This window comes from Micromonospora halophytica (assembly GCF_900090245.1).
In the GTDB taxonomy this organism is placed as follows: domain Bacteria; phylum Actinomycetota; class Actinomycetes; order Mycobacteriales; family Micromonosporaceae; genus Micromonospora; species Micromonospora halophytica.
Genome location: NZ_FMDN01000009.1, coordinates 54,763 through 81,498 on the forward strand (window position 1 = coordinate 54,763; position 26,736 = coordinate 81,498).

Consider the following 26,736-nt stretch of genomic DNA (forward strand, 5'->3'; position numbering starts at 1 on the left):
CCAGCGCGATGCGTCGATTCGGCGGACGACGGTGACCGGGAGTGACGGGTCAGGCCGAGGCGTGGTACGCCAGCACGCCCCGGTTGACCGCGGCGATGGCCTGCCGGGCGGTGGCGCGCAGCTCCGTCGACGCGCCCCCGGAGTCGGCGAGCTGGCCGAGCAGGTCGACAACCTGCCGCGCCCAACGGACGAAGTCGCCGGCGGGCATCTCGCCGTCGATCTGGTGGCCGCTGGCGAGCACCTTCGCGAGGGCCTCGCCCCGCGCCCAGCGGTAGATCGGCCAGGCGAAGCCGAAGTCCGGCTCCCGGGTCACGGCCAGGCCACGGTTCGCCTCGTCGGACTCGATCTCACTCCAGAGCTTGAGTGTCTCCTCGACCGCGTCGGCGACCGGACCGCGCGGCAGCGACGCGCGCTCGTCGAGATCCCGCCGGGCCTCGAAGACCACCACGGAGACCGCGGCAGCCAGCTCGGCCGGGGAGAGTCCGTCCCAGACGCCCCGGCGCAGACACTCGGCGACCAGCAGGTCCGCCTCGGTCCAGATCCGGCCGAGCATCCGGCCGGCGTCGGTCACCCCGCCGTCGGCGGAGAGGTACCCGCGCGCGGTGAGCAGCGCCACGATCCGGTCGAACGTACGGGCGAGGGAGCCGGTACGGCCGGCCACGCGCTGGCGCAGCTCCTCGGTGTCCTTCTCCAGCCGGCGACGCCGCTCGGCCCAGCGGGCGTGCTCCTCCCGGTCGGCGCAGGCGTGGCAGGGGTGCCGGCGCAGCTCGGTGCGGAGCTGGCTGAGCCGGTGGTCCTCACCGGCCGCCTGCCGGGACCGGCCACCGCGACGGCCGCCGTGCCGGTCCAGGCCGGTGCCGCTGACCTCGGCAGCCAGGTCCCGCCGGGCCGCCGGGGAACGGTGGTTGAAGTGCTTCGGCACCCGGATGCGGGCCAGCACCTCGGCGGGGCTGGTGAAGTCGCCGGGGCTGACCCGGCCGGCCCAGCGGTCCTGGGTGAGCACCAGCGGGCGGGGCTCGCCGAAGCCGCCGGTGGCCGGGTCGAGGACGACCGCGAGCCCGGCCCGACGGCCCGACGGCACCCGGATCACGTCGCCGACGCGCAGCCGCTCCAGCGAGGCCACCGCCGCCGCCTTGCGCTGCGACTGGCCCTGCCGGGCCAGGGCGCGCTCCCGGTCGGCGATGGCCACCCGCAGCGCGAAGTATTCGTCGAAGTCGCCGTGGTGGCAGGCCGCCTCCGCGCCGTACGCCTCGATGGTCTCGGTGTTGCGCTGCACCTGCCGGGCCAGGCCGACCACCGACCGGTCCGCCTGGAACTGGGCGAACGAGGACTCCAGCAGCGCCCGGGCGGGCTCCACGCCGACCGTGCCGACCAGGTTGACCGCCATGTTGTACGACGGCCGGAAGCTGGAACGCAGCGGATAGGTGCGGGTGGAGGCGAGGCCGGCGACGTGCCGGGGATCGGTCTCCGGCGACCAGACCACGACGGCGTGCCCCTCGACGTCGATGCCCCGCCGCCCGGCCCGGCCGGTGAGCTGGGTGTACTCGCCCGGGGTGAGGTCGACGTGCGCCTCCCCGTTGAACTTGACGAGGCGTTCCAGCACCACGCAGCGGGCCGGCATGTTGATGCCCAGCGCCAGGGTCTCGGTGGCGAAGACCGCCTTGACCAGGCCGCGGACGAAGAGCTCCTCGACGACCTCCTTGAACACCGGGAGCATGCCGGCGTGGTGGGCGGCCAGGCCGCGCTCCAGCCCGTCGAGCCACTCCCAGTAGCCGAGCACGGTCAGGTCCTCGCCGGGAATGGCGGTGACCCGGGACTCGACGACCCGGCGGATCTCGGCGCGCTCCTCCGGCGAGGTGAGCCGCAGCCCGGCGGCGAGGCACTGCTGCACGGCGGTGGCGCAGCCGGCCCGGCTGAAGATGAACAGGATCGCCGGGAGCAGCCCCTCCCGGTCGAGCCGGTCGACGATGTCCGGACGCATCGGGCCACGCCAGCGGGGACCGCGTCGCCCGGCGCCGGGGCCGGCGCTGCGGCCCTCGCCCAGCTCCAGCCGGCGCATCGTGTCGCGGGTGTAACGCAGCAGCTCGGGGTGCACGTCGTGCTTGCGGGCGGCGTCGGCGTCGTGGAACAGGTCGAACATCCGCTTGCCGACCAGCATGTGCTGCCACAGCGGCACGGGCCGGTGCTCGCTGACCACCACCGCGGTCTCGCCCCGGACGGTCACCAGCCAGTCGGCGAACTCCTCGGCGTTGGAGACGGTGGCCGACAGGGAGACCAGCGTGACCGAGGCGGGCAGGTGGATGATCACCTCTTCCCAGACCCCGCCGCGGAACCGGTCGGCGAGGTAGTGCACCTCGTCCATCACCACGTAGGCCAGGCCCTCCAGGGTGCTGGAGCCGGCGTAGAGCATGTTGCGCAGCACCTCGGTGGTCATCACCACCACGGGCGCGTCGCCGTTGATCGCGTTGTCGCCGGTGAGCAGGCCGACCTGCTGGGCACCGTACCGGTCGACCAGGTCGTGGTACTTCTGGTTGGACAGCGCCTTGATCGGCGTGGTGTAGAAGCACTTGCGGCGGGTGCCGGCACCCGGGGACGGCGCGACCTCACCACCGGCCGCCGGGACCACCTCGTCGCCCGCGCCCGGGGCGACCTCGCGCGCCGGTGACCGGCCGGCCGGCGGCCCGCCGCGCAGAGCCAGGTGCACCGCGAACTCGCCGACGACGGTCTTGCCCGCGCCGGTAGGGGCGCAGACCAGCACGCCGCTGCCGCGTTCCAGGGACTGGCACGCCTCGCGCTGGAAGTCGTCGAGGTCGAACCCCAGGTCGCGGGCGAACTCGTCCAGGGCCGGGAACTGGGAGGCCTGCGCGGCCCGGCGGCGCGCCGCGGCGTACCGCTCGGCGGGGCTCGACATGTCTTCAAGATTAGTGCGTACCACCGACGGTCACCCGGCAAGGCCAACCGGCAGGGCGGTCGGACGCGGTCGGTAGGGTGCACGACGTGCCGGATCATGCCGAACCGCCCCGAACCCCGAGCGGCGCCGACGACGACGTCCGCCCGAGCCCGCCCCGCCGCCCCGTCGAGGCGGTGCTGTTCGACTTCCACGGGACCCTGGCCCAGGTGGAGGAGCCGCACGAGTGGGTGCGGCACGCCGCCGCGGCGTGCGGGGTGACGCTGGAGCGGATGCGGGCCACCGCGCTCGCCGACCGGCTGGTCACCGCGGGCCGGGCCGGCGGGCCGCTGCCGGCGCGGGTGCCGCCCCGGCTGGCCGAGCTCTGGGCCGACCGGGACCTGTACGAGCACGCGCACCGTGGGGCGTACACGGGGCTGGCCGAGACGGTGGACACCGGGATCGAGGGCCTCGCCGACGCGCTCTACGACCGGCTGCTCGTCCCGGACGGCTGGGTGGTGTACCCGGGGGTGGCGGCGACGCTGCGGGCGCTGCGCGAGGGCGGGGTGAAGGTGGCGGTGGTGAGCAACATCGGCTTCGACATCCGGCCCCTGCTGGCCGCCTGGGGCCTCGACGGCCTGGTCGACGCGTACGCGCTGTCGTACGAGGTGGGGCGCTGCAAGCCGGATCCGGGGATCTTCCTGCGGGCCTGCGGGATGCTCGGCGTCGACCCGGAGCGGGCGTTGATGGTGGGCGACACGCCGGCCGACGCGGGCGCGGTGAACGCCGGCTGCGCGGTGCTGGTGCTGCCCTGCGCCGAGCCGGGGCGGGACAACGGCCTCGGCGCGGTGCTCGACCTGGCACTGCCCCGCTGACCAGCGAGTAGCACCGCTAGCGCGATCTTGATACCCGCGCTGGCGCACGCCGCTAACACCGGAAGGTTATCGTCGCTGTCGTGACCGAGACGTCCGCCCGGGACCGGATCGTGCGGGCCGCCGCCGCGCTGCTCGCCGAGGGCGGTCGGGAGGCCGTCTCCACCCGCGCGGTCAGCCGGGCCGCCGGGGTCCAGGCCCCCACCATCTACCGCCAGTTCGGCGACATGCGCGGGCTGCTCGACGCGGCGGCCAGCTACGGCTTCGCGGCGTACCTGCACGCCCAGGCGGCCCGGGAACCCGCCGACGACCCGGTGGACGACCTGCGCCGCGGCTGGGACATGCACGTCGGGTTCGGCGTCGCCAACCCCGCCTTCCACACCCTCATGTACGGCGACCCCCGCCCCGGCGTCCGCCCCACCGCCGCCCGGGTGGCCGCCGACATCTTCCGGCAGCTCGTCGTCCGGGTCGCCGAGGCCGGACGACTGCGCGTCGACGTCGAGCGGGCGGCGGAGATGGCGCACGCGGCGAGCTGCGGGGTGACCCTGACCCTGATCCAGGGCGGCGACCCGGCGCTGTCCGACGTCACCCGGGAGGCGGTCGTCGCGGCCGTCTGCGCCGACAGTCCGGCCGCCCGCGCCCTGCGCCCACCGGACCGGCCGGTCCGGCACGCGGTCGCGCTGCGGGCCGCGCTGCCGCGTTTGACGGGCGACCTCACCGACGCCGAGCGGGCGCTGCTCGCCGAGTGGCTGGACCGGATCGCCGGCGCACACCGCCGCCCGACGTCCACCTGAGCGGCGGCAGGGCCCGACGGTCATGAGCACCGGTGGACCTGCGTGTCCGTGCTCCGCCCGCAGGTCATAGCGTCACCGTCATGACCGAGACCCTGCCGCCCACCGTCCCGAGCACCGCCGGCCGGTCGGCACGCCCCGGCTCCGGGCGGGCCACCGCGGTCGGGCTGGTGCTCGGCGGGGCGCTGTCGGTGCAGTTCGGCTCGGCCGTCGCCGCGCTGCTCTTCCCGCGCGCCGGGGTCGCCGGCACGGTGACGCTGCGGCTGGCCATCGGCGCGCTGCTGATGCTGCTGGCGTGCCGGCCCCGGCTGCGGGGGCACGACAAGGCCGCCTGGGCCTCGGTGGTGGCGTTCGGACTGGCCCTCGCCGGCATGAACTCGATCTTCTACCAGGCCATCGAACGGATCCCGCTCGGCCCGGCGGTCACCCTGGAGGTGCTCGGCCCGCTGACGCTGTCCGTGCTCACCGCGCGCCGGCTGGCCGCCTGGTGCTGGGCCGGCCTCGCGCTGGCCGGGGTGGCCCTGCTCGGCCAGGGCGGCTTCGACCGGCTCGACCCGCTCGGCGCCGGGCTCGCCCTGGTGGCCGGGGCGATGTGGGCGGCGTACATCGTCTGCTCGGCCCGGGTCGGCGGCCGGTTCCCGAACGCGGACGGGCTGGCCCTCGCCCTGACCGTGGCCGCGCTGATCACCCTGCCGGTCGGGCTGGCCGACGCCGGCGGCCGACTGTGGCATCCCGCCGTGCTCGGCCTCGGTGCGGGGCTGGCCCTGCTCGCCTCGGTGCTGCCGTACACGCTGGAGCTGCTGGCGCTGCGCAGGCTGCCCACCGCCACCTTCGCCGTGCTGATGAGCCTGGGCCCGGCGATCGCCGCCCTCGCCGGCTGGCTCGTGCTCGGCCAGGAGCTGCACGCGGTGGAGCTGCTCGCCATCGGCCTCGTCGTCGCCGCCAGCGTCGGCGCGGTCCGGGCCGCCGCGCCGCGCAGCACCGGCCGTGACCGGGCGGCCGACCCTGACGGGCCGGTCGCGGCAGGCCCGGACGGACAGCTCAGCCCAGCAGCCGCACCGCCCGCGGCACGGCGGTGATCCGCACCGGCAGATCCAGCGCCCGCTCCCCGTCGGCATAGGTGGTGATGCCCTCGGCGGCCAGTTCCACCGTCCGTGCCCGGAAGCTGCGCACCAGCGGATGCCGCACGTGGGTGCCCTGGTAGATGCGCGGCTTGACCCGCATCAGGGTGCGCCGGTCGAACCGGCCACCGACCACCACGTCCAGCAGCCCGTCGTGCGGGTCCGCGTCGGGGCAGATCCGCATCCCACCGCCGTAGCTGGCACAGTTGCCCACCGCCACCAGCACCGCGTCGAGGGTGTGCTCCTGCCCGTCGAGGCGCAGCGTGTACCGGCGCGGCCGCAGCCGGGCCAGCTCGACCAGGATCGCCAGGTCGTACCGGCGGGGGCCGCGCGGCCAGCGCATCCGGTTGGCCCGCTCGTTGACGATCGCGTCGAAGCCGGCCGCGAGCACCGCCCCGTACCAGCGGTCGACGCCGCCCGGGCCGGTCATCCGGGCCAGGTCGACCGGGTGGCTGCGCCCGTCGCGCAACGCTGCGGCGATCACCGCGGCGGCAGCGAGCGGGTCGGCCGGGAAGCCGGTGTCGCCGGCGAAGTCGTTACCGGTGCCCACCGGCACCGGGCCGAACGGCACCGTCGTACCGGCGACCGCCTGCAACGCCCGGTGCACCGTGCCGTCACCGCCGACGGCGACCAGCGCGGTGGCCCCGGCGGCGACCGCGGCGTGGCACGCCGCCTCCGCCTCGTCGGGGGTGCCCGCCGACAGCAGCCGCACCGGCCGGCCGGCCTCACCGAGGCGCTCCAGCAGCCGGGGCAGCAGGTTACGATGCCGGCCCCGGCCGGCGGTGGGGTTGGCGAGCACGGCGACAGGGCCGGTCGGACGGTGATCGTCTGCGGTCACGGCGAGCACCGTACGGTACGGCCGGCGTCGCCACCACCGGCCACGACGGTCAACAGCCGACGCGGACCGACGCGGGCGCGCCCGCCCGGTCCGCGACGCGCGCTGCGCACGTGGGAAGAGGCGAGCGCCCCGGCGCGACCGGCATCATCAGGGGCAACCCCTCGCCCGGTCACGGCCCGACACCGGGGCCGGGCGGGGTCACCACGACGGCGGGCCCGACGACGGCGCGTGACGGGTGGCCGGTCGCGTGCCCGCCGCCGGCCGGACTACCGGCGCCGTCCGCCACAGGAAGAGGCGACGATGGCACTTCGACAGGCCCCCAACCGCTGCTCGACAAGGCCGCGCCCCCGACCAGGGGAAGGAGGACTTCCCCACCGACCGGTACGTCCTGCAGGGGCTCGCCGAGGCGCGCGGGCTGACCCTGCGGATGCTCCCGTCGGACCTCGACGAAGGGCTGGACCTGCGGACGCTGCGGGCGGCGCTGGACGAGGACGTCGCCCTGGTGGTGCTCTCCACGGTGTCCTACCGGTGCGGCGCGCTGCTGGACATGGCCGAGGTCAACGCCGCCGCCCGGCAGGTCGGGGCGACGGTGCTGTGGGACCTGTCGCACGCGGTCGGGGCGGTCCCGGTCGAACTGGCCGCCACCGGGGCGGACCTCGCGGTCGGCTGCACGTACAAGTACCTCAACGGCGGCCCCGGCGCGCCCGCCTTCCTCTACGTGCGGCAGGAGGTGCAGTCGCGGCTCCGGCAGCCGATCCAGGGCTGGTTCGGCCAGCGCGACCAGTTCCTCATGGGCCCCCGGTACGACCCGGTGCCGGACCTGGACCGGTTCCAGGTGGGCACCCCGCCGATCCTGGCCATGGCGACCCTGGACCCCCGGCGCTGGACGTGCTCGCCGAGGCCGGCATCGACCGGGTACGCGAGAAGGGCCGTCGCCTCGGCGAGCTGATCGTCGCGCTCGCCGACGCCTGGCTCACCCCGTACGGCTTCACCGTCGCCACCCCGCGCGACCCGGCGCGGCGGGGCAGTCACGTCTCGCTGCACCACCCCGAGGCGCTGCGGATCTCCCGGGCGCTGGCCGAGCAGGGCCGGGTCGTCGGCGATCACCGTGCCCCGGACCGGCTGCGGCTCGGGCCGGCGCCGCTCTACACCCGGTACGTCGACGTTGGGACGCGATGGACCGGCTGCGGGACATCGCCGAGCGGGGGTCGTGGCGGCGGATGCCGGGCGAGGCGTCCCGGGTCACCTGAGCCGGGCCCGCCCGGCTGCGACGGGGTGTGGCGGGGCCGGATTCCCGTGGCTCCGACCGGCCTCAGGTGCCGGCGGGTGGTGGATGAGCCCGGCCACCACCCGCGGACCCGGATACCGTCGCGCGGGGCCGGCCCGTGTCCGGTAGGGGCGCGGGGAGGCGGCCGGGCAGCTGATTCCGGCCCACTGGACAGCCGTGTCACCATGACGGTGTGAACTCGAGCCGTCACGTGGTGCTGCTGGCCACCGGAGCACTGGTGGCCCTGTTGGCGGCCACCTTCGTCGTCCTGCGTGGGGACTCGGCCGACAAGGTCGCCACGGCAGTGTCCGCGCTGGCGGGGGTGGCTGGCGTCGGGGTCGCCGTGTGGGCCGCGCTCTCGGCCGTTCGGGCGGGCAGCCGGGCGCGCGTCACCGGACGGGCCACGGCTTCGGGCGCTGGATACGCCAACACGGGGATCGACGCGCCGGCCGGCGACGCCACCCCGATGGAGGTCTCGCGCACCGGAGATGCTGTTGCCGGCGACGACGGACAGGCGATCAGCGGGATCCGCCGCCGCGACCGATGAGCCGGGACCGCTCCGACCCTTCGACCCCGGCCGGGTACGTGGTCACGAACACCGGCGGCGCCTGGGCCGGCGCCCCGGGCAGCGTCGCCGTCTCCGGGTACGTTCAGGGCGATGTCATCGTCGGTCTGCCGCGTTACCGCTTGACCGCGCTAGCCAGTGGTCCACCGCGCCCGGCGGAGACCTTGCGCCTCGCGGAACTGCTCGACGCCCGGCACCGCGTGGTTCCGTTCCTGGGCCGTGAGGACGAGCAGCGGTCGCTGCGGAGATGGCTGGGCTCCCCGTACATCCGAGGGGACCGGGAGGTACGGCTCATCCACGCGCCGGGCGGCCAGGGCAAGACGCGCCTCGCCGACCAGTTCGCGGAAACGGCGCGGGAGGCCGGCTGGGAGGTGCTGCGCGCCCACCGCGATCCGGGGGCGTCGGATCCCGCACCCGCAGGCGATCCGCACCGGACAGACCATGGAATGCTGGTGCTGGTCGACTACGGCGACCGCTGGCCCGCCGGCGATCTGCGGGCGTTGTTCACCGATCCCCGGCTGCACCGCGGCGGCCCGGTCCGGGTGCTGGTGCTGGCCCGGTCTCTCGGGTACTGGTGGCAGACGCTGCGGCACTGGCTACGCACGCTCGGCATGTCCACGCAGGAGCGCGAGCTGCCGCCGTTGGCTCCCGACCGGGCCGATCGGGAGCGGCTCTTCCGTGCCGCCGCGACCCGCTTCGCAGCGCTCGTCCCGCACGTCCGCACCGACGCGGTGCGGGTGCCGGACCTGGCCGACCCGGCGTACGGTACAGCGCTGACCCTCCAACTGGCCGCGCTCGTCGCCGTGGCCGCAAGCCGCCATCCGGGCGCGCCGACGCCGTCCACGCTGGTGGACATGTACGGCTACCTACTCGACCGGGAGGTCGGGCACTGGCAGCAGCTCCTCGCCGGCGCCGCCGTAACCAGCCGGCCCGAGCAGCTCGACCGCGCCGTTCTCGCCGCAACGCTCGCCGGCCCCGTCCCGTACGACGTGGCCCAGGCGATCCTGGGCTCCGTCGGGGCCGGTACCGGGTCGGCCGGGCTGGCGGAGCTACTGGCCGACCACGCCACCTGCTACCCACCCCGGGACGCCGGATCGATGCTGGAGCCGCTGCAGCCCGACCGACTCGGGGAGGCATACCTGGCGTTGGCCCTGCCGGGTCACGGTTGGTCGTCCCACCCGCCGAGGCCGTGGGCGGTCGGGACAGTTCGGACCCTGCTACGGGGTGACGGGATGCCGACCGCAACGGCGGCCCAGGTTCGGGCCAGCACACTCACCGTGCTCGCCGAGGTGGCCGCCAGCTGGCAGCACGTGGCCAGTGGGGTGCTCCTGCCAGCGCTACGGGACGACCCGACGCTGGCCACCGCTGCCGGCGGTGCGGTGCTGGCCAGAATCGTCGACCTGCCGAGCGTCGACGTCGGACTGTTGGCGCGCATCGAACCCGTCCTGCCGTCCAGGCGTCACGTCGACTTCGACAACGTGGCGCGCGACGTGATGGCCCGGCTCGTCTCGGACCGCCTCTCCCGGGACCTGGATCCGGTCGAGCGCGCCCGGTCACACATCGCGTACGGGCGTCGCCTGGCCAACGCCGGGGACCGGGAGGCGGCGCTTGAGCAGGCCGACCTGGCCGTGGCGGCCGGTGAGGCCGCGCTGGCCTCCCGTCCCGCCGCGCAGACCTCTGCGCTGCTCGCCCAAGCCCTGCACGTGCGGGGTCACCGCCTCGCCGCCGTGAACCGCTACTCCGCAGCGCTGGCCAGTGTGGAACGCGCCGTGAAACTGCTCAGCCCCCTCGCCGAGGATCGGGGCGTCGACGCCGAGTCGTACCGCTCGACGTTCGCCGAGACGCTCGACAATCTCGCGCTCCGGCTGTCGCACACTTACCGCCACGAACAGGCCGAGGTGGTGGCGCGGCGGGCGGTCTCTCTGTTCACCGGCGGCCCCGGCTCGACGGTCGAGGACGTCGGCCTGGCCGGGGCGCTCACCAACCTGGCGGTGATCGAGGCGCACCTCGGACGGGGCGGCGAGGCGCTCTCGACCGTCCGTCGCGCCGAGCAGATCTGGCGTCGGCTCAGCGAGGACGAGCCGTCGGTGTATCGGCCCGAACTGGCGCTCGCGCTGAACACGGTCGGCCTGCGTCACGCCGAGCTGGGCCAACTGACGGCCGCGGTGGCGATCGCGGAGGAGTCGGTCGGCATATACCGCGACCTCGTCCGCGCCAACGCGGTGGCCTTCGAGCTCGACCTGGCCGCCGTGTTGGCGAACCTGAGCGGGTACCTCTGGCAACTGGGCCGTCGCGCCGAGGCGTTCCAGCTCAACGCCGAGGCCGAAGAGATTTTCGCCCGCTGGGGCGGGGCGAATCCGCAGGCATTCTCCAAGCACCTGCGTCACCTCCGAGAGAACATCGCGGCCATGCGGGCCCAGCAGTCCCCCGCCGACCTACGCCGCTGGGAGCTGGGCGCGGGTTCTTTCAACAGCTGACCCGGGTACGCTCCGGCCCCTGAGGCCGAGCCGACCGTGCGGTCGGGCACGGCGGTGGTCGTGCTGCTCGGCCTCGCCGGCGGGGCCGCCGCCGCGTACCGGCTGCAGACCGACGACGGGTCGTGGGACGAGGAGATCTTCGTCCGCAGCCCGGCCTGACCGTGGCGGTCGTCGCGGGGCGGCCACCGCTGGCGGTCAGTGGCGCACGTGCAGGCCGGCCATCCGATCCGCCTCCCCCTTGGGCAGGCCGGATGCCTGAAGCAGCTCGCTAACGACGATGCACACCTGTGACACCACGATGGTGCCGGAGCACCCGAGTCCCGCAGTCCGGGCCCGCTGCACCTCTGCGGCCGCCTCCAGCGCCCGGGTCCGGGCGATGTCCGGGGTACCGCCAGCCAGGAAGTCGCGGTGCAGCAGCCGCAGCGCCTGCCCGAAGTGCTCGATCGCGAGCGGCAGGTCCGGCGGCACCGGCTCCCGGGCCTCCAGCAGGCTCACCATCCGGCGCACCATGTTGCGGCTGTTGGTGAACGCCAGCTCCAGGTGTTCGGCGGCGTGCTCGTAGCGGCGCAGCAACGCCCGCCACGGCCACGGCCACGGCCACGGCGACGGCATGGCCATCTCCCGTGCCGCCGCCACGATCTCGGTGGTCTGCCGTCGTTCCACCTCGGCGGCCCGCAGCCGCCGCAACACCGCCTCGGCCCGGTCCGCGTCGCCGCGCGTCAGCACCTCGGAGGCCACCGTCATCTGGTGGGCGAAGAGGTCGAGTGTCGGCCCGGCTGCCCGGTGCACCACCCGCACCGGGTTCAACGGCAGGATCGGCAACGCCACCACGACGGCCACTCCCCCGCCGATCACGGCGTTGGCAGTACGCGGGAAGGCGAGGTCCGGTCCGGTCGGCGACACGGTGCCCAGCAGCACGGCGGTGCTACCCGCCTGCACCATGACCGCGCCGCTGCCCGGAACACCGCCGCCACCGAGATGGACAACGCCACCACCAGTCCGGTCTGCCAGGGACCGGCGCCGATGACCTCGATGATCAGGTCACCGGCGAGGACGCCGAGGCTCACCCCGGCGAGCAGCTCGGCGGTCCGCCGGATCCGGTTGCCGATCGCAGCGGCGATGGTGCCGACCGCGGCGGCTGGCGCGAACAGTGGCTGCGGGTTGTGCAGCACACTGCTGGCGACGAACCAGGACAGGCCGGCCGCCACCTCCGCCTGCACGGCGACGAGAAAGTAGGTGCGCAGCCGCTCGTACGCCTCCCGGGCCTCCCGGCGCAGCGTCCCGACGGCGCTCACCGGGGCCCCGCGCGCCGGACTGGGACCGGTCGGCCCGCGGAACGCGGCGGGCGTCCGGGCGACGGCATGCCGCTTCTTTCCCCGCCGACGCGCACCTAGTCGCCGGGGCGGGAGCCGCCGCGAGCCGCCCCGCGCCGACCCGGCCGGTAGCTACGGCGGGGCCGGCGGTCTCAGCCGGTCGACACGGCGAGGCGGCCGTCGACCATCTCCACCACCCGGTCGGCCCGGTCCAGGTGCCCCCGGTCGTGGGTGACCAGCACGGTGGCGGTGCCGCGCTCGCGGGTGAGCTCGACGAGCAGGTCGAGAACCGCCGCGCCCCGGTCGTGGTCGAGGGCGCTGGTGGGCTCGTCGACGAGCAGCACCGCCGGGTCGTTCATCAGGGCCCGGGCGATGGTCACCCGCTGCCGCTGCCCGCCGGAGAGCTGGTGGGGGCGGCGGTCCACCTGGCCGGCCAGGCCGACGGTGGCGAGCAGCCGCTCGGCGCGGGCGCGGGCCGGGCGTACCGGGCGGCCGGCGAGGTGCGCCATCACCTGCAACTGCTCGGCGGCGGTCAGCGAGGCGATCAGGTTCGGCTGCTGGAAGACGATGCCGATCCGCGCCCGGCGCAGCGCCGCCGCCCCGGCCCGGTCCAGGCCGCCGGTGTCCACCCCGGCGACGACCACCCGCCCCCGGTCGGGGCGGATCAGAGTGGCGGCCACCGCCAGCAGGCTGGACTTGCCGGAGCCGGAGGGACCGATGACGGCCGTGACAGTGCCGGGCGGCACGCTCAGGCTGACCCCGTTCAGGGCGGTGAGGCGGGCGTCGCCGTCGGGGTAGGTCAGGGTGACGTCGGACAGGTCGAGGGTCATCGGGCGCTCCCCAGGGCGGTCAGTGGATCGACGGCGGTGACCCGCCGTACGGCAAGGGCGGCGCCCACCGCGCCGAGGACGATCGTCACGACCGCCGGCAGCAGCACCGAACCGGCGGTGAGCGCGAACGGCACCTGTCCGGCCGCCGCCGCGCCGACGGCCACGGCGAGCCCGGTGCCCACCACGGTGCCGGCCAGCAGCAGCACCAGGGCCTGCCCGAGCGCGTCGCGCAGCAGGTGACCGGTGGCGGCGCCGAGGGCCTTGAGCACGGCCACGTCACCGGCACGCTGGATGGTCCAGACGGTGAAGAAGGCGCCGACGACCAGCGCGGAGATCACCAGCAGCAGCCCGCGCATCAGTTGCAGCGATCCGTTCTCGGAGGTGTAGGAGCCGATCGCGGACAGCGCCGCGTCCCGGGTGACGGTCCGGGTGCCCAGCTCCCGGTCGACGGCGTCGAACCGGACGTCGCCGGTGGTGGTCAGCGCGAGGACGGTGGCGGCGTCGTCGGGTACGCCGGGAGTGGTGCGCCGCCAGTCGGCCAGCGAGGTCCAGACGACCGGGGTGTGGCTGTAGGAGGCGTCCCCGGCGACGGCGGCCACGGTGAGCCGGACCGCGCCGAGGGTCACGGTCGAGCCCGGCCCGGCGGCCAGGGCGTCGGCGGCGCCGCGGGAGAGCACGACCCGCCCGTCGGCGAGTCCGCCGAGGGCCAGGGCCGAGTCCGGGGGTACGCCGAACGCGGCGAGCGGGGCCGTCCGGTCCCCGGCGCCGGCGCGCAGGGTGGCCACGCCGAGCGGGTCGGCGGCGGTGACCCCGGGCGTCTCGCGCCAGCGGCGCCACTGCGCGTCGGTGACCCGGGAGGCGGTGAAGGACAGGTCGCCGTCGGGGACGGCGAAGACGAGGTGGTCGGCGGGGAGCCCGGTGACCGCCGAGGTGCTCTCCCGGCCCAGGCCGGCAGTCAGGCCGGAGAGCAGCACGACGAGCAGGGTCATCAGGGTGACGACGACGCCCATCAGGGCGAAGCGACCCTTGGCGAACCGGAGGTCCCTCCAGGCGACGAACATGACGAGCCTTCCGTTGCGGGGCCACGCCGAGGGCGTGGCGGTACGCCGTCCACGCTCGCCCGGTCCGGCCCTGCCGGCATCGCCCCGCCGATCGGCGGCCGGCGGTCGAAGTGCGCAGCCCGGGATCAACCCTTTGGTTGATGGCGGCGGCGGGCCGCCGCCTAGCCTGGAGGCATCGTGAGCCCGCACCCGCCCGTCCCGCCGCCGCGCGCGGTGCGGATCAGCCTGTACCTGCTGGTCGCCGCGCTGCTCGCCGTGGTCGCGGGACGCGCGCTGACCGGTCAGCAGCCGCACCGTGCCGGCGTGCTCCTCGCCACGGCGGCCCTGGCCGGTGGCTGGGCCGTCGCGGCGGTGCTGCCCCGGTCACGTCGTACGGCGGTCGGCTGGCTGGCCGTGCTGACCGTGGGCTGGGCGGGGCTGCTCTGGCTGACCCCGGACGCGGTGTGGCTGGCGTTCCCACTGTTCCTGCTGCACCTGCACCTGCTGCCCGTACGGTGGGGGACGGTCGCGGTGGCCGCCACCACGGCGGCGGCGGTCGGCGGGGTGGCCCGGCACCAGGGCGCGCTCGCCCCCGGCGGGGTGATCGGTCCGGTGATCGGGGCCGCCGTCGCGGTCGCCACCGTCCTCGGCTACCAGGCCCTGTACCGGGAGAGCGAGCGCCGCCGCCGGTTGATCGAGCAGCTCACCGCGACCAGGGCCGATCTGGCCGAGGCCCAGCACACCGCCGGGGTGCTCGCCGAACGGGAACGTCTCGCCCGGGAGATCCACGACACCCTCGCCCAGGGGCTGTCCAGCATCCAACTGCTGCTGCGCGCCGCGCAGCGGGCGATGCCCGAGCGGCCGGACGTGGTTGCCGGTCACGTCGAGCAGGCCCGCCGGGCGGCGCAGGACAACCTGGCCGAGGCGCGGCGCTTCGTGCGGGCGCTCACCCCGCCCGCCCTGGCGGCGCGGTCGCTGCCCGAGGCGCTGCGCCGGCTCTGTGCCGCCGGTGGTGGCGACGCCGGCCCGGTGGTGCGGTTCCGTCTCGACGGCACACCACGACCCCTGCCCACCGCGTACGAGGTGGCGTTGCTGCGGATCGCCCAGTCCGCGCTGGCCAACGCCGTCTCCCACGCCCACGCCGGTCGGGTGGAGCTGACCCTGAGCTACCTCGGCGGGCAGGTTGCCCTCGACGTGGTGGACGACGGCGTCGGTTTCGACCCGGCCACCGCGGTCGGCCGGGACAGCGCCGACGGCGGGTTCGGCCTGGGTTCGATGCGGGCCCGCGCGGCCGAGCTGGGCGGGACGCTCAGCGTGGAGTCCGTGCCCGGGCAGGGCACCGCCGTGGCGGTGAGCTTCACCCCGCCGGACCGGGCGGCGGAGGTGTCCGGGTGAGCCGGCCGGTGCGGCTGCTGCTCGCCGACGACCATCCGGTGGTCCGCTCCGGGCTGCGCGCCCTGCTGTCCACCGAGCCGGACCTCACCGTGGTCGCCGAAGCGGCGACGGCGCGGGAGGCGGTGGCGGTGTGTGCCCGGGAGTCGGTGGACGTGGTGCTGATGGACCTGCAGTTCGGATCCGGCATGCAGGGTGTCGAGGCGACGGCCGCCATCGTCGCCCGCCCCGACGCGCCCCGGGTGCTGGTGCTGACCACGTACGACACCGAGGCGGACATCCTCGCCGCGGTCGAGGCCGGCGCCACCGGTTACCTGCTCAAGGACGCCCCGCCGGAGGAGCTGGCCGCGGCGGTGCGGGCGGCGGCGGCCGGCCGGTCGGCGCTCGCGCCGGCGGTCGCCCACCGGCTGATCGACCGGGTGCGGGCGCCCGGGGTCGCGTTGACGCCCCGGGAGAGCGAGGTGCTGCGACTGGTCGCCGACGGGTTGTCCAACCAGCAGATCAGCCGCCGGCTGCACCTGAGCCAGGCCACCGTCAAGACGCACCTGGTGCACGTCTACGGCAAGCTCGGGGTGGAGTCGCGCACGGCCGCCGTCGCGGTGGCCCGGGAGCGGGGGCTGATCCGCCGCTGAGGCCCGGGCGCCGCCGAGCCTGAACGGCGCGGCCCCGTGGGTCGGCCGCCACCCGTGCCCGGGCACGGCGTACGGGAGCTCAGTGGGCGTCGACCAGCTGACCGCGCAGCTTGACCAGCGCGCGGGCGAGCAGTCGCGAGACGTGCATCTGGGAGACGCCGACCTGGGCGGCGATCTCGCTCTGGGTGAGGTTGCCGTAGAAGCGCAGCGTCAGGATCTTCTGCTCACGCTCGTCGAGGGTGGCCAGGGCGGGGCCGAGGGCGACCCGCAGCTCGGCCAGCTCGAACTCGTTGTCCTCGGCGCCGAGGGTGTCGCCCAGCTCGGTGGCGCTGTCGCCGTCGCCGATCGGGGTGGACAGCGATACGGCGTTGTAGGCGCGGGCGCCCTCCAGACCCTCCAGGACCTCTTCCTCGGTGATCTCGAGGTGGGCCGCGATGTCGGCGACCGTGGGGGCCCGGTGCAGCGTCTGGGTGAGGGTGCCGTTGGCCTCGGTGATGCGCAGCCGCAGCTCCTGCAGCCGCCGCGGGACCCGGATGTTCCAGGTGCGGTCGCGGAAGTGCCGCTTGATCTCTCCGAGGATGGTGGGGATGGCGAAGCCGGCGAAGTCCACGCCCCGCGAGGCGTCGAACCGGTCCACCGCCTTGATCAGGCCGAGGGCCGCCGTCTGGGCCAGGTCGCCGTTGGGCTCGCCCCGGCCGCTGTAGCGGGCGGCGAGGTGGTTGGCCAACGGCAGCCACGCCTCGATCACCTTGTCGCGCAGCGCGGACCGCTCGGGGTGCTCTGCCGGCATCGCGGCGAGCGCCGTGATGAGCTCGCCGGCACGCTCCTCGTTGCCGGTGGCCGAGGTGCTGCTGGTTGCCCTGACGGTCGTGGTGATCATGTCGTCCTTTCCGTGCCGTACGGCGTGGCGGGACCTACCAGTCCCCCGCTCAGGCACCCACCCTAGACCAAGGGTCTGCCATCAATCAACCGAACGGACGATGGACAAAGGCACCATACAGGGTGAAACCAGCTCTGAACGAGAACCGGGCGCGACACTTCACCGCACGGTCGGGCGCACCCCGGATTCGCGCGGACTTCGACGCATCGACATGTTGCACGGACGTTACCGACACCTCTACGCTCCTGTGGGAGCGCTCCCGGATGTCGACGACCCCGTGCACCCGACCCGAGATTGAGACGGTCCCATGAGGAACATTCCCCGCCCGACCCGGCGGCACCTGCTCGCGGCCGGCGCCGCCGCCACACTGGCCCTCGGCGCGTCGACGCTGCTGCCGGCCACGAACGCCATGGCCGCGACCGGTTGCGCCGTCACCTACACGGCCAACTCCTGGACCGGCGGCTTCTCCGCGAACATCACCATCAGGAACCTCGGGGACGCCGTCGACGGGTGGACCCTCGGCTTCACCTTCCCCGACCCGGGCCAGCGGGTGGGCCAGGGCTGGTCGGCGACCTACCAGCAGAACGGCCAGTCCGTCACCGCGCAGAACGTGAGCTACAACGGATCCCTGGCCACCGGCGGATCCACCACCATCGGCTTCAACGGCACCTGGACCGGCGGCAGCAACCCCTCGCCCACGTCGTTCACCCTCAACGGCACCGTCTGCGCCGGCAGCACCACGCCCACCACCCCGCCCCCGACCACCACGCCGCCGCCGAGCACCCCGCCGCCCACCACGCCGCCGCCGACCACCGGGCAGACCCCCGTGGCGATCAACGGACAACTGCGGGTCTGCGGGGTCAACCTGTGCAACCAGTACGGCAGGCCGATCCAGCTACGCGGCATGAGCACGCACGGCCTGCAGTGGTTCCCCCAGTGCTACAACGACGCCTCGCTGGACGCGCTCGCCACCGACTGGCGCTCCGACCTGCTGCGCATCGCGATGTACGTGCAGGAGGACGGCTACGAGACCAACCCGACGGCCTTCACCAACCGGGTCAACGCGCTGGTGGACGAGGCGAGCGAGCGCGGCATGTACGCGCTGATCGACTTCCACACCCTGACCCCCGGTGACCCGATGTACAACCTGGAGCGGGCCAAGACCTTCTTCGCCGACGTCGCCGCCCGCAACGCCGACAAGAACAACGTGATCTACGAGATCGCGAACGAGCCCAACGGCGTCAGCTGGCAGACCATCAAGAACTACGCCGAGCAGGTCATCCCGGTCATCCGCGCCAACGACCCGGACGGCATCGTCATCGTCGGCACCCGGGGCTGGTCCTCGCTGGGCGTCTCGGAGGGCGGCAACGCCACCGAGGTGATCAACAACCCGGTCAACGCCGGCAACGTCATGTACGCGTTCCACTTCTACGCCGCGTCGCACAAGGACAACTACCGGGCCGAGCTGGAGCGGGCGGCCGCCCGGCTGCCGATGTTCGTCACCGAGTTCGGCACGGTGTCGTACACCGGTGACGGCGGCGTCGACACGGCCAGCAGCACCGCCTGGGTTGACCTGATGGACCGGCTGAAGATCAGCTACGCGAACTGGACGTACTCCGACAAGGCCGAGGGCAGCGCCGCCTTCAAGCCGGGCACCTGCAACGGCAGCACGTACGCCGGCACCGCCGTGCTCACCGAGTCCGGCAACTTCATGCGCAACCGGATCCGCACCCCGGACGACTTCCCCACCAGCTGACCCCGTCCCACCACCACAGCGGCGCCCCGTCCCACCCCGGGACGGGGCGCCGCGCTGTTCCGGCCGGCGCGCTCAGCCGACGGCGGCGGCTGCGGCCCGGCCGGCGGTACGACCGGAGAAGAGGCAGCCGCCGAGGAAGGTGCCCTCCAGGGCGTTGTACCCGTGCATCCCGCCGCCACCGAACCCGGCCACCTCGCCGGCGGCGTACACCCCGCCCAGCGGCTCGCCGTCCGCCCGCAGCACCCGGCCGGACAGGTCGGTCTGCAGCCCACCGAGGGTCTTGCGGGTGAGCACGTGCAGCTGCACGGCGATCAGCGGGCCGGCCGCCGGGTCGAGCAGCCGGTGCGGGGTGGCGACCCGGATGAGCCGGTCACCCCGGTACCGGCGGGCGCCCCGGATCGCGTGCAGCTGGGCGTCCTTGCCGAACGGGTTGGCCAGTTCCCGGTCCCGCGCCTCGACGACGCGGCGCAGCTCGGCGGCCTCGAGCTGCGGCCCGTCGGTCTCGGCGGCCAGCCTGTTCATCCCGTCGACCAGCTCGGGCAGGCCGTCGGCGACGACGAAGTCGGCGCCGTGCCGCTTGAACGCCTCCACCGGGCCGGGCGCGCCGGGACGGACCCGGCCGAGGACCTGGCGGACGCTGCGGCCGGTCAGGTCCGGGTTCTGCTCGGAGCCCGACAGCGCGAACTCCTTCTCGATGATCTTCTGGGTGAGCAGGAACCAGCTGTAGTCGTACCCGGTGGCGCGCAGGTGCCGCAGGGTCGCCAGGGTGTCGAAGCCGGGGAAGAGCGGCGCCGGCAGCCGCCGGCCGGTGGCGTCGAGCCAGAGCGCCGAGGGGCCGGGCAGGACGCGGATGCCGTGCCGGGGCCAGACCGGATCCCAGTTGCGCAACCCTTCGGTGTAGTGCCACATCCGGTCCGGGTTGACGACCTGCCCGCCGGCGGCCTCGGTGATGGCGAGCATCCGCCCGTCGACGTACGCCGGCACCCCGGCGACCATCCGGGTCGGCGGGGTGCCCAGCCGCTGCGGCCAGGCCCGCCGGACGAGGTCGTGGTCGCCGCCGATGCCGCCGGAGGTGACGATCACGGCCTGCGCCGCGTACGCGAAGTCGCCCACCACGGTCCGCGACGTGCGCTGCCCGCGCGGGGCGTCGTCGGGCGCCAGGACCGCGCCGCGCACGCCGGTGACGACGCCGCCGGTGGTGACCAGCTCGTCCACCCGGTGCCGGAACAGCAGCCGCACCCGCCCCTCGGCCTCGGCCTGCCGGACCCGCCGGACGAACGGCTCCACCAGGCCGGGGCCGGTGCCCCAGGTGATGTGGAAGCGGGGCACGGTGTTGCCGTGCCCGTGCGCCGCCGCACCACCCCGTTCGGCCCAGCCGACCACCGGGAACAGCCGGTGGCCCATCCCCCGCAGCCAGGCCCGCTTCTCCCCGGCCGCGAACTGCACGTACGCCTCGGCCCACCGGCGGGGCCAGTGGTCCTCCGGCCGGTCGAAGGCGGCACTGCCCGTCCAGTCCTGCCAGGCCAGCTCGACCGAGTCGCGGATGCCCATCCGCCGCTGCTCGGGTGAGTCGACCAGGAAGAGCCCGCCGAACGACCAGTGCGCCTGCCCGCCGAGGTTCTGCTCCGGCTCCTGGTCCAGCAGCAGCACCCGGCGGCCGGCGTCGGCGGCCTCGGCGGCGGCGACCAGGCCCGCCAGGCCGGCGCCGATCACGATGACATCGGTATCCACACCCCCGACGGTACGTACGACGCTGCCAATATCATCGCCTTCGGCGCGCAAGATGCCCGCCCTGTTTTGTCACCCGGATGACAAGGAGTGCCGGTGTCCGACGCGCTCATCGACATCGAGCCGGGCCTCGCCGGAGTGGCGCCGGCCGTCGGAGAGCACGTACGCGGCCTCCGCGACCCGCTGCACGAGCGGATCCTCGGCACCGTCCGGGCCGCCATGCGGGCCCAGGGCCGCTCGCTCACCGGCGGGCAGGGCCAAGGGCTGACCCTCGGCGTGCAGACCGCGGTGGACTCCTTCGTCGACGCGCTCGCCGACCCCGGCCGGGACCTGACCGCCACCCGCGCCGTCTTCCACGCGCTCGGGCGCACCGAGTACCGCGAGGGCCACCGGGTCGACGCCCTGCGTACGGTGCTCACCCTCGGCGCGCGCGACATCTGGGCCTTCCTGGTGGCGCACAGCCCGCGCACCGCACCGGCGGACCTGTACGTCATCGCCGGGGCGCTGTTCGGCTACGCCGACGCCCTGGCCGGCGCGGCGGCGGAGGGCTTCCTCGACGAGCAGCGCGACGCCGCGCAGGACTGGGCCACCACCCGACGCCGCCTGATCACCCTGCTCGTCCAGCCGGAGCCCCCGGGCGACGCCGCGCTGCACGCCGCCGTCGACGCGGCCCGCTGGGTGCTGCCGCGCACCGTCGCCGTGCTCAGCGTCGACGGCGTCGACGCCGAGCACCTGGCCCGCACGATCGGTGGGGGCGCGATCGCCACCGTCGTCGACGACGCCGTACGCGTCGTCCTGCCCGACCCGGGCGCCCCCGGACGCCTCGACCGGGCCCGACGGGCGCTGGCCGGCCGACGGGCGGTCCTCGGTCCCACCGTCGAGCTGGGCCGGGCCCGGCTGTCGTACCGGATCTCGCGGCGGGCGCTGGCCCTGCGGCAGGAGGGTCGGCTCCCCGCCGACGCGCCCGTCACCACCGACGAGCACCTGCTCACCCTGCTCCTGGCCTGGGAGCCGGGCCTCGCCGACCACCTCACCGACGCCTGGCTCGCCCCGCTGGCCGGTCTGCGGCCGGCCACCCGGCGGACCCTCACCGAGACGCTGCACAGCTGGCTGCGCCGGCAGGGGCAGGTGGTCGCCGTGGCCGAGGAGCTGCACACCCACCCGCAGACCGTCCGCTACCGGATGCGTCAGCTGCGTGCGGCGTTCGGGGCCGCCCTCGACGACCCCGACACCCGGCTCACCCTCCAGCTCGCCCTGCGCCACCACCTCGGCGCGGACTCGCCACGGCAGCCGCCCGGCCGACGGAATCCGCCGCCCCGTTGAACCTTCCGGCCGCCAGGTACGAACCAGAGTGCGTGCGTACCCGATCGGCCGTCCTGGGGCTGCTGCTCGCCCTGCTCTGCGTCCCGCTGCTCCCGGCGGCCCCGGCGTCCGCCCACGCCGTGCTGGTCGCCACCGCCCCGGTGCGCGACGCGGTGCTCGGGTCCCCACCGTCGGAGGTGGTGGTCACCTTCAGCGAGCCGGTCTCCCCCGTCCCGGACCGGGTGCAGGTTCTCGGCCCGGACGGCCGGCGGGTGCACACCGGTGAGCCGTCGGTGCGGGGGGCGACGATGCGGATCTCGGTCCGGGTGCCGGAGCGACCACTCGGGACGTACCTGGTGAGCTACCGGGTGATCTCCGCCGACAGCCACCCGGTGGCAGGCAGCTTCACCTACTCCGCCGGAGCGCCCTCGCTGAGCCCGCCGCAGGCCGACGACGAGGCCGACCCGCAACCGGCCGGCATCCTGGTGCCCGTCGCGAAGTACGCCGGTTACCTGGGACTGGTGCTGGTCGTCGGCCCGACCCTGCTCACCGCCACGCTGTGACCGCGCCGGCGGTCGCGCCGGGGCGCGGCCGTCACCGCGTACGCCGGACTCGCCCTGGTGGTCGCGGCGACCGCCGTCACCTGGGTCGGGCAGGCGGCGGACACGGTGGGGGTGCCGGTCGGCGACCTCACCGGCGAGGACCTGGCGGCGGTCGGCGACAGCGACGTCGGCGTGGTGCTCGCCGTCCGGGTGGCGGTCACCGGGGCCGCCGCCACGCTGCTGCCGGCGGTCGTGGCCGGGCGGGCCGGGCGGTGGCGGCGGGCGTCGCTGGCGGGCGTCGGGGTGGCCGGGCTGGCCACCTGGCCGCTGGCCGGGCATCCCGTCGCCTCGCCGCTGCCGCCGGTGAGCGTCGCCGTCGCCGTCGTCCACCTCGCCGCGGTGAGCGTCTGGCTGGGCGGCCTGCTCACCCTGGTGGCATTCCTCCTGCGCGGCGCCCACGAGCGGGTGCTGGCGCGGATCCTGCCGGTCTGGTCCCGGTGGGCCACGATCGCGGTCGGCTGGCTGGTCGCCACCGGGGTCGGGCAGGCGACGATCGAACTGGGTCGGCCCGGCACGCTGGTCGACACCGGCTACGGGCGGCTGCTGCTCGGCAAGGCGGCGCTGCTCGCCGTCGTACTCGCCGTCGCCGCCGGGCAGCGCTGCCTGGTCCGGCGCGGTACGGCGGCGGCCCGCCCGGGGGTGGTCGCCCGGGCGGCCGGGGTCGAACTCGTCGCCACCGCCGTGGTGCTGGCGCTGACCGCCGCGCTGGTGCAGACCCCGCCGGGGCGTACCGCCGGCACCGAGGCCGCCCGGGCGGCACGCGAGGGTGTCGCCCAGACCCTGACCACCGGCCTGTACACGCTCCAGTTCGACGTCTACCCGGTGAAGCTCGGCGCGCCGAACTCGCTGCACGCCTACGTCTACACGTCCCGGGGTGAAGCGCTGCCGGTCGCCGAGTGGACGGTGAGCCTGGCCCTGCCGGAGGCCGGGATCGAGCCGGTCAGCGTGCCGGTCGAGACACCGGAGCCGAACCACGGCAGCGCGGAGGTCCGGTTCCCGGTCGCCGGTGAGTGGCGAATCCGGTTCACGGTCCGCACCAGCGAGATCGACCAGGCCACGGTCACCGCCACGGTGCCGGTGCGCTGAGCCGGGTCCGTACGCGCACGGGTCGCGCCGGCGTTCCCGACGACGCTCGAAAGTTTCTGTCAGATTTTCGGCTGCGGGTCACATCGGGGTACTCCTGAGCAGCGGCGAAGGCGCGAGTCCAGCGCCGCGCCGGCCGACGGCCAGGTCGTCCGCGAGTGTCGAAACTTTCGGGGTATGCTGCCGGCCTGACCGGGCGATCCATCGGGAGTGAGTTCATGGACAACCAACGCGCAACGCTGGCGCAGATCGCCCGCGACGCCGGCGTGTCGGTGCCCACCGTCTCCAAGGTCCTCAACGGCCGGCCCGACGTGGCGGCCACCACCCGGCAACGGGTGCAGGCGCTGCTCGACGAGCGCGGCTACACCGGCCGCACCGCCGGTCGCACCACCGGCGGGGCCGGCCTCATCGACCTGGTGCTGCGCGACCTGGGCAGCCCGTGGGCCATGCAGATCATCGACGGGGTCGAGGAGCACGCCCACCGCGCCGGCTTCGGCGTGGTCGTCTCGGCCGCCCACGGCCGACACCGCAGCCGCCCCGACCGGCGCTGGATCGAGCAGCTCTCCGCCCGCCGCTGCGACGGGGTGCTGCTGGTCCTGTCGGACCTGTCGGCCAGCCAGCACGACCAGCTCGCCGAACTCGGCATACCGGTGGTCGTCATCGACCCGGCCGGGCAGCCGACCCCCGACATCCCGTCCGTCGGCGCCACCAACTGGTCCGGCGGTCTCGCCGCCACCGAGCACCTGCTCGGCCTCGGGCACCGCCGGATCGCGGTCATCGGCGGCCCGCCCGACGTGCCGTGCAGCCGGGCCCGGGTGGACGGCTACCGGGCCGCGATGAACGCCGCCGGGCAGCGCATTCCCGCCGGGTACGTGCGCGCCGGGGACTTCACCTCGCCCTCCGGCTACCGGGAGACCAACGCCCTGCTCGACCTGTCCCGGCCCCCCACCGCGATCTTCGCCTGCTCCGACGAGACCGCCTGGGGGGCGTACGAGGCCCTCTACGAACGCGGCGCCCGGGTGCCCGACGACATGAGCGTCGTCGGCTTCGACGACGTCGACGGCGCCCGCTGGGCCATCCCGCCGTTGACCACCGTCCGGCAGCCGCTGACCGAGATGGCCGCGATGGCCACCCGGATGCTGCTCGCCCTGATGAACGGCGAGGAGCTCGACAGTCGCCGGATCGAGCTGGCCACCCCGCTGGTCGTCCGGCACAGCACCCGCCCGGTGGGGTGACGCCGGCCCGCCCGCGGCCGACGGATGTTGCGCGACATTGAACGACTGGGGCTCCGTCACCGTACGACCGGATGAAGGGAGCTGCTGATGAAGCGCATCACCCCGTTGCTGACCCTGTTGACCGGGGCCGGGATGGCCGCCGTGCTGTTCACGATGAGCGCCCAGGCTGCGCCGCGTGGGGCCGATCCGACGCCCGCCGCCTCGGCCGAGGCGTCCGCCGTGCCGGCGCCACCGGCCCCGCCCGGTGGGCAGTCCGCGCCCGCGCAGCCCTCCGAACAGCGGGGCAGCCCCGGGACGCCGACCGGCCCGCCACCGGCGCCGCCCGCGGCGGAAGCCGAGCGGAGGAAGGCCACCGGGAACTGGACCGGCCGGCTCGACGGCGGCGCCACCATCGCGATCACCGCCCGCGACGGCGAGGCGGTGGCCTACGTCTGCGACGGCGAGCGGCTGGAGATCTGGCTGCGGGGCGCCGCAGCCGACGGCCGGCTCGACCTGACCGGCAAGAAGGACACGAAGCTGACCGGCACCTTCGGCGACGGCCGGGCCACCGGCGAGTTGGTCGCCGACGGCAGACGGTGGGCGTTCACCGCCAAGGCCACCGCCACGCCGGCGCCGGTGCTGTACCGGGCCACCGCCCAGCAGCGCCGGGACGGAGTGGACGGCGGCTGGATCCTGCTGCCCGACGGCAGCCAGATCGGCGTGGTCACCCGCGACGGCGAGCCCGTGTCGGCCCCGCCGCTGGACCCCGCGTTCGGCACCACCATCGTGGACGGCGTGACCGTGCGGGCCGAGCCGGTGGCGACGGATCCGGGCGCCGGTGTGTGATGGCCGGTCGTCGCAGGACCATCGGGGACACCCGTCAGGGCGACGAGACGGTGGCCGTGCAGGTGCTGCCCGGGCCGCCGTCGCGCCCGGCGTCGTCCGTTCCGATCGCGCCCCTGCCGGTGGCCGCGCCACGGGCGCCGCTGGTCGTGCCGTTGCTGGTCGATGCCGCCGTCGCGGTCGCCATGGGCGTCTACGGCCGGATGCACACGCCGACCGGGATCGCGGTCAACGTCGCGGGCTTCTCCAGCCCGCAGGCGGTGAAGGTGTGGCTGGGCAGCGGCGCCGCCGCCTTCGCCGTGGTCCAGTTGCTCTCCGCGCTGGCCATGTGGGGCCGCCTCGGCGACTTCTCGCCGTCCTGGGCGGGGACCGTGCACCGCTGGTCGGGCCGGATCGCCTTCCTGCTGACCGTGCCGGTGGCGGTGCACTGCCTGTACGCGCTCGGCTTCGCCGACCACGACCTGCGCACGCTGACCCACTCGCTGCTCGGCTGCCTCTTCTTCGGCGCGTTCAGCACCAAGATGCTCGCCCTGCCCAGGCCGGGCCTGGCCGGCTGGGTGCTGCCGGTGGTCGGCGGCGTGGTCTTCACCGTCCTGATGGGTGTCTGGCTGACGTCGTCGCTGTGGTACTTCACCACCTTCAGGGTGGGCACGTGAGAGGAGACGTCCGCCGATGAGTGACGTCGACGAGCGGCACCGCCCGTCGCGGCGGGCGGCGCTAGCCTGCGCGGGCGCCGCGGGAGCCGGTGTGCTGCTGACCGGCTGCCAGACCTACGGCGAGGCCGCCGCACCGCCGGCCCCGGCCGCGCCCGCTGCGGGGGGCCCGCCCACCGCGTCCGGCCGGGCGGCGGCCCCGGCGGGCGGGGCGGCCGCCGCCCTGGCCACGGTCGCCGACATCCCGATCGGCGGCGGGAGGGTCTTCGCCGCCGAGGGCGTCGTGGTGACCCAGCCGGAGGCCGGCACCATCAAGGCGTTCTCCGCGAAGTGCACCCACGCCGGCTGCACGGTCAGCGAGGTCAGGGAGCGGGCCATCGTCTGCCGCTGCCACAACAGCGCCTTCGACATCGCCGACGGCGCGGTTAAGGGTGGCCCGGCCCGGCAGCCGCTGCCCGCGGCGGGCGTCACCGTCGAGGGCGACAGCGTCCGGCTGGCATAACCGGCAGGTACCCGTCCGGCTGCCCGCAACCGCCGCCCCCGGTGGAGGTGACGGTGATGCCGGCGGCCGGACGACCCGTGGCCGCCGGCGGCCGACCGAGGCGATCCCCGCCGGACGATCCGCGACGCGCCCGTGCGCGGTACGTCAC

24 protein-coding genes and 1 pseudogene are annotated in these 26,736 nt (G+C 75.1%); 17 read left to right on the forward strand and 8 right to left on the reverse strand.

Annotation, left to right across the window (positions count from 1 at the left end; all coding sequences use genetic code 11):
- Positions 1-49: 49 nt before the first annotated feature.
- Entirely contained in the window at positions 50-2,911 is a 2,862-nt protein-coding gene (locus GA0070560_RS14585; protein ID WP_091296665.1) for a DEAD/DEAH box helicase, read from the reverse strand.
- Positions 2,912-2,997: 86 nt separating this feature from the next.
- Between GA0070560_RS14585 and GA0070560_RS14590 the strand changes: the two genes are divergently transcribed.
- The 3 genes from GA0070560_RS14590 to GA0070560_RS14600 all read left to right on the forward strand — a co-directional run bounded on the left by GA0070560_RS14590 (position 2,998) and on the right by GA0070560_RS14600 (position 5,629).
- Complete coding sequence (locus tag GA0070560_RS14590) at positions 2,998-3,762, forward strand: HAD family hydrolase (RefSeq protein WP_091297097.1); 765 nt, start codon at positions 2,998-3,000, stop codon at positions 3,760-3,762.
- A gap of 80 nt (positions 3,763-3,842) precedes the next feature.
- Positions 3,843-4,553: a TetR/AcrR family transcriptional regulator gene (locus tag GA0070560_RS14595; RefSeq protein ID WP_245675521.1), complete on the forward strand. Its 711-nt coding sequence runs from the start codon at positions 3,843-3,845 to the stop codon at positions 4,551-4,553.
- Positions 4,554-4,633: 80 nt separating this feature from the next.
- Positions 4,634-5,629 (forward strand): EamA family transporter, encoded by a 996-nt coding sequence (locus GA0070560_RS14600; RefSeq protein ID WP_091296669.1) that lies wholly within the window; start codon positions 4,634-4,636, stop codon positions 5,627-5,629.
- On the opposite strand, the gene GA0070560_RS14605 is transcribed toward GA0070560_RS14600, so the two are convergent.
- Entirely contained in the window at positions 5,592-6,518 is a 927-nt protein-coding gene (locus GA0070560_RS14605; RefSeq protein ID WP_091296673.1) for a diacylglycerol kinase family protein, read from the reverse strand. The two genes, GA0070560_RS14600 and GA0070560_RS14605, sit on opposite strands and share 38 nt — an antisense overlap.
- Before the next feature lie 418 nt (positions 6,519-6,936).
- On the opposite strand from GA0070560_RS14605, the gene GA0070560_RS29050 reads away from it, so the two are divergent.
- From GA0070560_RS29050 to GA0070560_RS29800, 5 genes are read left to right on the forward strand one after another with little or no spacing between them, the layout of a single operon-like run.
- On the forward strand, positions 6,937-7,458 hold the full coding sequence (locus GA0070560_RS29050; protein WP_211565843.1) for an aminotransferase class V-fold PLP-dependent enzyme: 522 nt from the start codon (positions 6,937-6,939) through the stop codon (positions 7,456-7,458).
- Positions 7,398-7,973: a kynureninase/PvdN C-terminal domain-containing protein gene (locus tag GA0070560_RS29055; protein ID WP_211565845.1), complete on the forward strand. Its 576-nt coding sequence runs from the start codon at positions 7,398-7,400 to the stop codon at positions 7,971-7,973. Before GA0070560_RS29050 ends, GA0070560_RS29055 begins: the two co-directional genes overlap by 61 nt.
- Positions 7,970-8,323, forward strand: coding sequence for a hypothetical protein (locus tag GA0070560_RS14615; protein WP_211565847.1), 354 nt, complete (start codon positions 7,970-7,972; stop codon positions 8,321-8,323). The genes GA0070560_RS29055 and GA0070560_RS14615 overlap by 4 nt, the downstream gene beginning before the upstream one ends.
- A complete protein-coding gene (locus GA0070560_RS14620) occupies positions 8,320-10,818 on the forward strand; it encodes a tetratricopeptide repeat protein (protein WP_091296676.1) in 2,499 nt (832 codons plus the stop codon). Before GA0070560_RS14615 ends, GA0070560_RS14620 begins: the two co-directional genes overlap by 4 nt.
- A gap of 36 nt (positions 10,819-10,854) precedes the next feature.
- Positions 10,855-10,977 carry a hypothetical protein gene (locus GA0070560_RS29800; protein WP_281184256.1) on the forward strand — a complete coding sequence of 41 codons (123 nt, stop codon included), beginning with the start codon at positions 10,855-10,857 and terminating at the stop codon, positions 10,975-10,977.
- A 36-nt stretch (positions 10,978-11,013) separates the two neighbouring features.
- Here the strand turns inward: GA0070560_RS29800 and GA0070560_RS14625 are convergent, their stop codons facing one another.
- The 4 genes from GA0070560_RS14625 to GA0070560_RS14635 form a co-directional block, all read right to left on the reverse strand.
- Positions 11,014-11,760 (reverse strand): hypothetical protein, encoded by a 747-nt coding sequence (locus GA0070560_RS14625; protein WP_245675522.1) that lies wholly within the window; start codon positions 11,758-11,760, stop codon positions 11,014-11,016.
- Complete coding sequence (locus GA0070560_RS29450) at positions 11,670-12,113, reverse strand: FUSC family protein (protein WP_245675523.1); 444 nt, start codon at positions 12,111-12,113, stop codon at positions 11,670-11,672. Before GA0070560_RS29450 ends, GA0070560_RS14625 begins: the two co-directional genes overlap by 91 nt.
- A gap of 170 nt (positions 12,114-12,283) precedes the next feature.
- Entirely contained in the window at positions 12,284-12,961 is a 678-nt protein-coding gene (locus GA0070560_RS14630; RefSeq protein ID WP_091296679.1) for an ABC transporter ATP-binding protein, read from the reverse strand.
- Positions 12,958-14,022: an ABC transporter permease gene (locus GA0070560_RS14635; protein ID WP_091296683.1), complete on the reverse strand. Its 1,065-nt coding sequence runs from the start codon at positions 14,020-14,022 to the stop codon at positions 12,958-12,960. Before GA0070560_RS14635 ends, GA0070560_RS14630 begins: the two co-directional genes overlap by 4 nt.
- A gap of 177 nt (positions 14,023-14,199) precedes the next feature.
- Between GA0070560_RS14635 and GA0070560_RS14640 the strand changes: the two genes are divergently transcribed.
- Both GA0070560_RS14640 and GA0070560_RS14645 read left to right on the forward strand, forming a co-directional pair.
- Entirely contained in the window at positions 14,200-15,396 is a 1,197-nt protein-coding gene (locus tag GA0070560_RS14640; RefSeq protein ID WP_091296686.1) for a sensor histidine kinase, read from the forward strand.
- A complete protein-coding gene (locus GA0070560_RS14645) occupies positions 15,393-16,025 on the forward strand; it encodes a response regulator (RefSeq protein ID WP_091296690.1) in 633 nt (210 codons plus the stop codon). Before GA0070560_RS14640 ends, GA0070560_RS14645 begins: the two co-directional genes overlap by 4 nt.
- Before the next feature lie 79 nt (positions 16,026-16,104).
- Here GA0070560_RS14645 and GA0070560_RS14650 read toward each other — a convergent pair whose 3' ends face one another.
- Entirely contained in the window at positions 16,105-16,905 is an 801-nt protein-coding gene (locus GA0070560_RS14650) for a SigB/SigF/SigG family RNA polymerase sigma factor (protein WP_091296694.1), read from the reverse strand.
- Positions 16,906-17,212: 307 nt separating this feature from the next.
- Between GA0070560_RS14650 and GA0070560_RS14655 the strand changes: the two genes are divergently transcribed.
- A complete protein-coding gene (locus GA0070560_RS14655; protein WP_091296699.1) occupies positions 17,213-18,661 on the forward strand; it encodes a cellulase family glycosylhydrolase in 1,449 nt (482 codons plus the stop codon).
- 72 nt (positions 18,662-18,733) lie between these two features.
- Here the strand turns inward: GA0070560_RS14655 and GA0070560_RS14660 are convergent, their stop codons facing one another.
- Positions 18,734-20,392: an FAD-binding dehydrogenase gene (locus GA0070560_RS14660; protein ID WP_091296702.1), complete on the reverse strand. Its 1,659-nt coding sequence runs from the start codon at positions 20,390-20,392 to the stop codon at positions 18,734-18,736.
- A gap of 93 nt (positions 20,393-20,485) precedes the next feature.
- Between GA0070560_RS14660 and GA0070560_RS14665 the strand changes: the two genes are divergently transcribed.
- The 6 genes and pseudogenes from GA0070560_RS14665 (at position 20,486) to GA0070560_RS14690 (ending at position 26,588) form a co-directional block, all read left to right on the forward strand.
- A complete protein-coding gene (locus tag GA0070560_RS14665) occupies positions 20,486-21,712 on the forward strand; it encodes a PucR family transcriptional regulator (RefSeq protein WP_139131496.1) in 1,227 nt (408 codons plus the stop codon).
- 32 nt (positions 21,713-21,744) lie between these two features.
- A pseudogene (locus tag GA0070560_RS14670) lies at positions 21,745-23,379 on the forward strand (copper resistance CopC/CopD family protein).
- A gap of 215 nt (positions 23,380-23,594) precedes the next feature.
- On the forward strand, positions 23,595-24,611 hold the full coding sequence (locus GA0070560_RS14675) for a LacI family DNA-binding transcriptional regulator (RefSeq protein WP_091296707.1): 1,017 nt from the start codon (positions 23,595-23,597) through the stop codon (positions 24,609-24,611).
- 87 nt (positions 24,612-24,698) lie between these two features.
- On the forward strand, positions 24,699-25,436 hold the full coding sequence (locus GA0070560_RS14680) for a hypothetical protein (RefSeq protein ID WP_091296710.1): 738 nt from the start codon (positions 24,699-24,701) through the stop codon (positions 25,434-25,436).
- On the forward strand, positions 25,436-26,089 hold the full coding sequence (locus tag GA0070560_RS14685; RefSeq protein ID WP_342670424.1) for a DUF6529 family protein: 654 nt from the start codon (positions 25,436-25,438) through the stop codon (positions 26,087-26,089). The genes GA0070560_RS14680 and GA0070560_RS14685 overlap by 1 nt, the downstream gene beginning before the upstream one ends.
- Before the next feature lie 16 nt (positions 26,090-26,105).
- Positions 26,106-26,588 (forward strand): Rieske (2Fe-2S) protein, encoded by a 483-nt coding sequence (locus tag GA0070560_RS14690; RefSeq protein ID WP_091296713.1) that lies wholly within the window; start codon positions 26,106-26,108, stop codon positions 26,586-26,588.
- Positions 26,589-26,736: the final 148 nt, after the last annotated feature.

What these genes read in the sequence shown, in the direction of transcription:
- GA0070560_RS14650 (WP_091296694.1), bottom strand. Translation starts at nt 16,905, where the DNA reads ATGATCACCACGACCGTCAGGGCAACCAGCAGCACCTCGGCCACCGGC.
- GA0070560_RS14625 (WP_245675522.1), bottom strand. Translation starts at nt 11,760, where the DNA reads ATGGTGCAGGCGGGTAGCACCGCCGTGCTGCTGGGCACCGTGTCGCCG.
- GA0070560_RS14675 (WP_091296707.1), top strand. Translation starts at nt 23,595, where the DNA reads ATGGACAACCAACGCGCAACGCTGGCGCAGATCGCCCGCGACGCCGGC.
- GA0070560_RS14600 (WP_091296669.1), top strand. Translation starts at nt 4,634, where the DNA reads ATGACCGAGACCCTGCCGCCCACCGTCCCGAGCACCGCCGGCCGGTCG.
- GA0070560_RS14680 (WP_091296710.1), top strand. Translation starts at nt 24,699, where the DNA reads ATGAAGCGCATCACCCCGTTGCTGACCCTGTTGACCGGGGCCGGGATG.
- GA0070560_RS14585 (WP_091296665.1), bottom strand. Translation starts at nt 2,911, where the DNA reads ATGTCGAGCCCCGCCGAGCGGTACGCCGCGGCGCGCCGCCGGGCCGCG.
- GA0070560_RS29050 (WP_211565843.1), top strand. Translation starts at nt 6,937, where the DNA reads ATGCTCCCGTCGGACCTCGACGAAGGGCTGGACCTGCGGACGCTGCGG.
- GA0070560_RS14690 (WP_091296713.1), top strand. Translation starts at nt 26,106, where the DNA reads ATGAGTGACGTCGACGAGCGGCACCGCCCGTCGCGGCGGGCGGCGCTA.
- GA0070560_RS14685 (WP_342670424.1), top strand. Translation starts at nt 25,436, where the DNA reads ATGGCCGGTCGTCGCAGGACCATCGGGGACACCCGTCAGGGCGACGAG.
- GA0070560_RS14620 (WP_091296676.1), top strand. Translation starts at nt 8,320, where the DNA reads ATGAGCCGGGACCGCTCCGACCCTTCGACCCCGGCCGGGTACGTGGTC.
- GA0070560_RS14655 (WP_091296699.1), top strand. Translation starts at nt 17,213, where the DNA reads ATGAGGAACATTCCCCGCCCGACCCGGCGGCACCTGCTCGCGGCCGGC.
- GA0070560_RS14635 (WP_091296683.1), bottom strand. Translation starts at nt 14,022, where the DNA reads ATGTTCGTCGCCTGGAGGGACCTCCGGTTCGCCAAGGGTCGCTTCGCC.
- GA0070560_RS14630 (WP_091296679.1), bottom strand. Translation starts at nt 12,961, where the DNA reads ATGACCCTCGACCTGTCCGACGTCACCCTGACCTACCCCGACGGCGAC.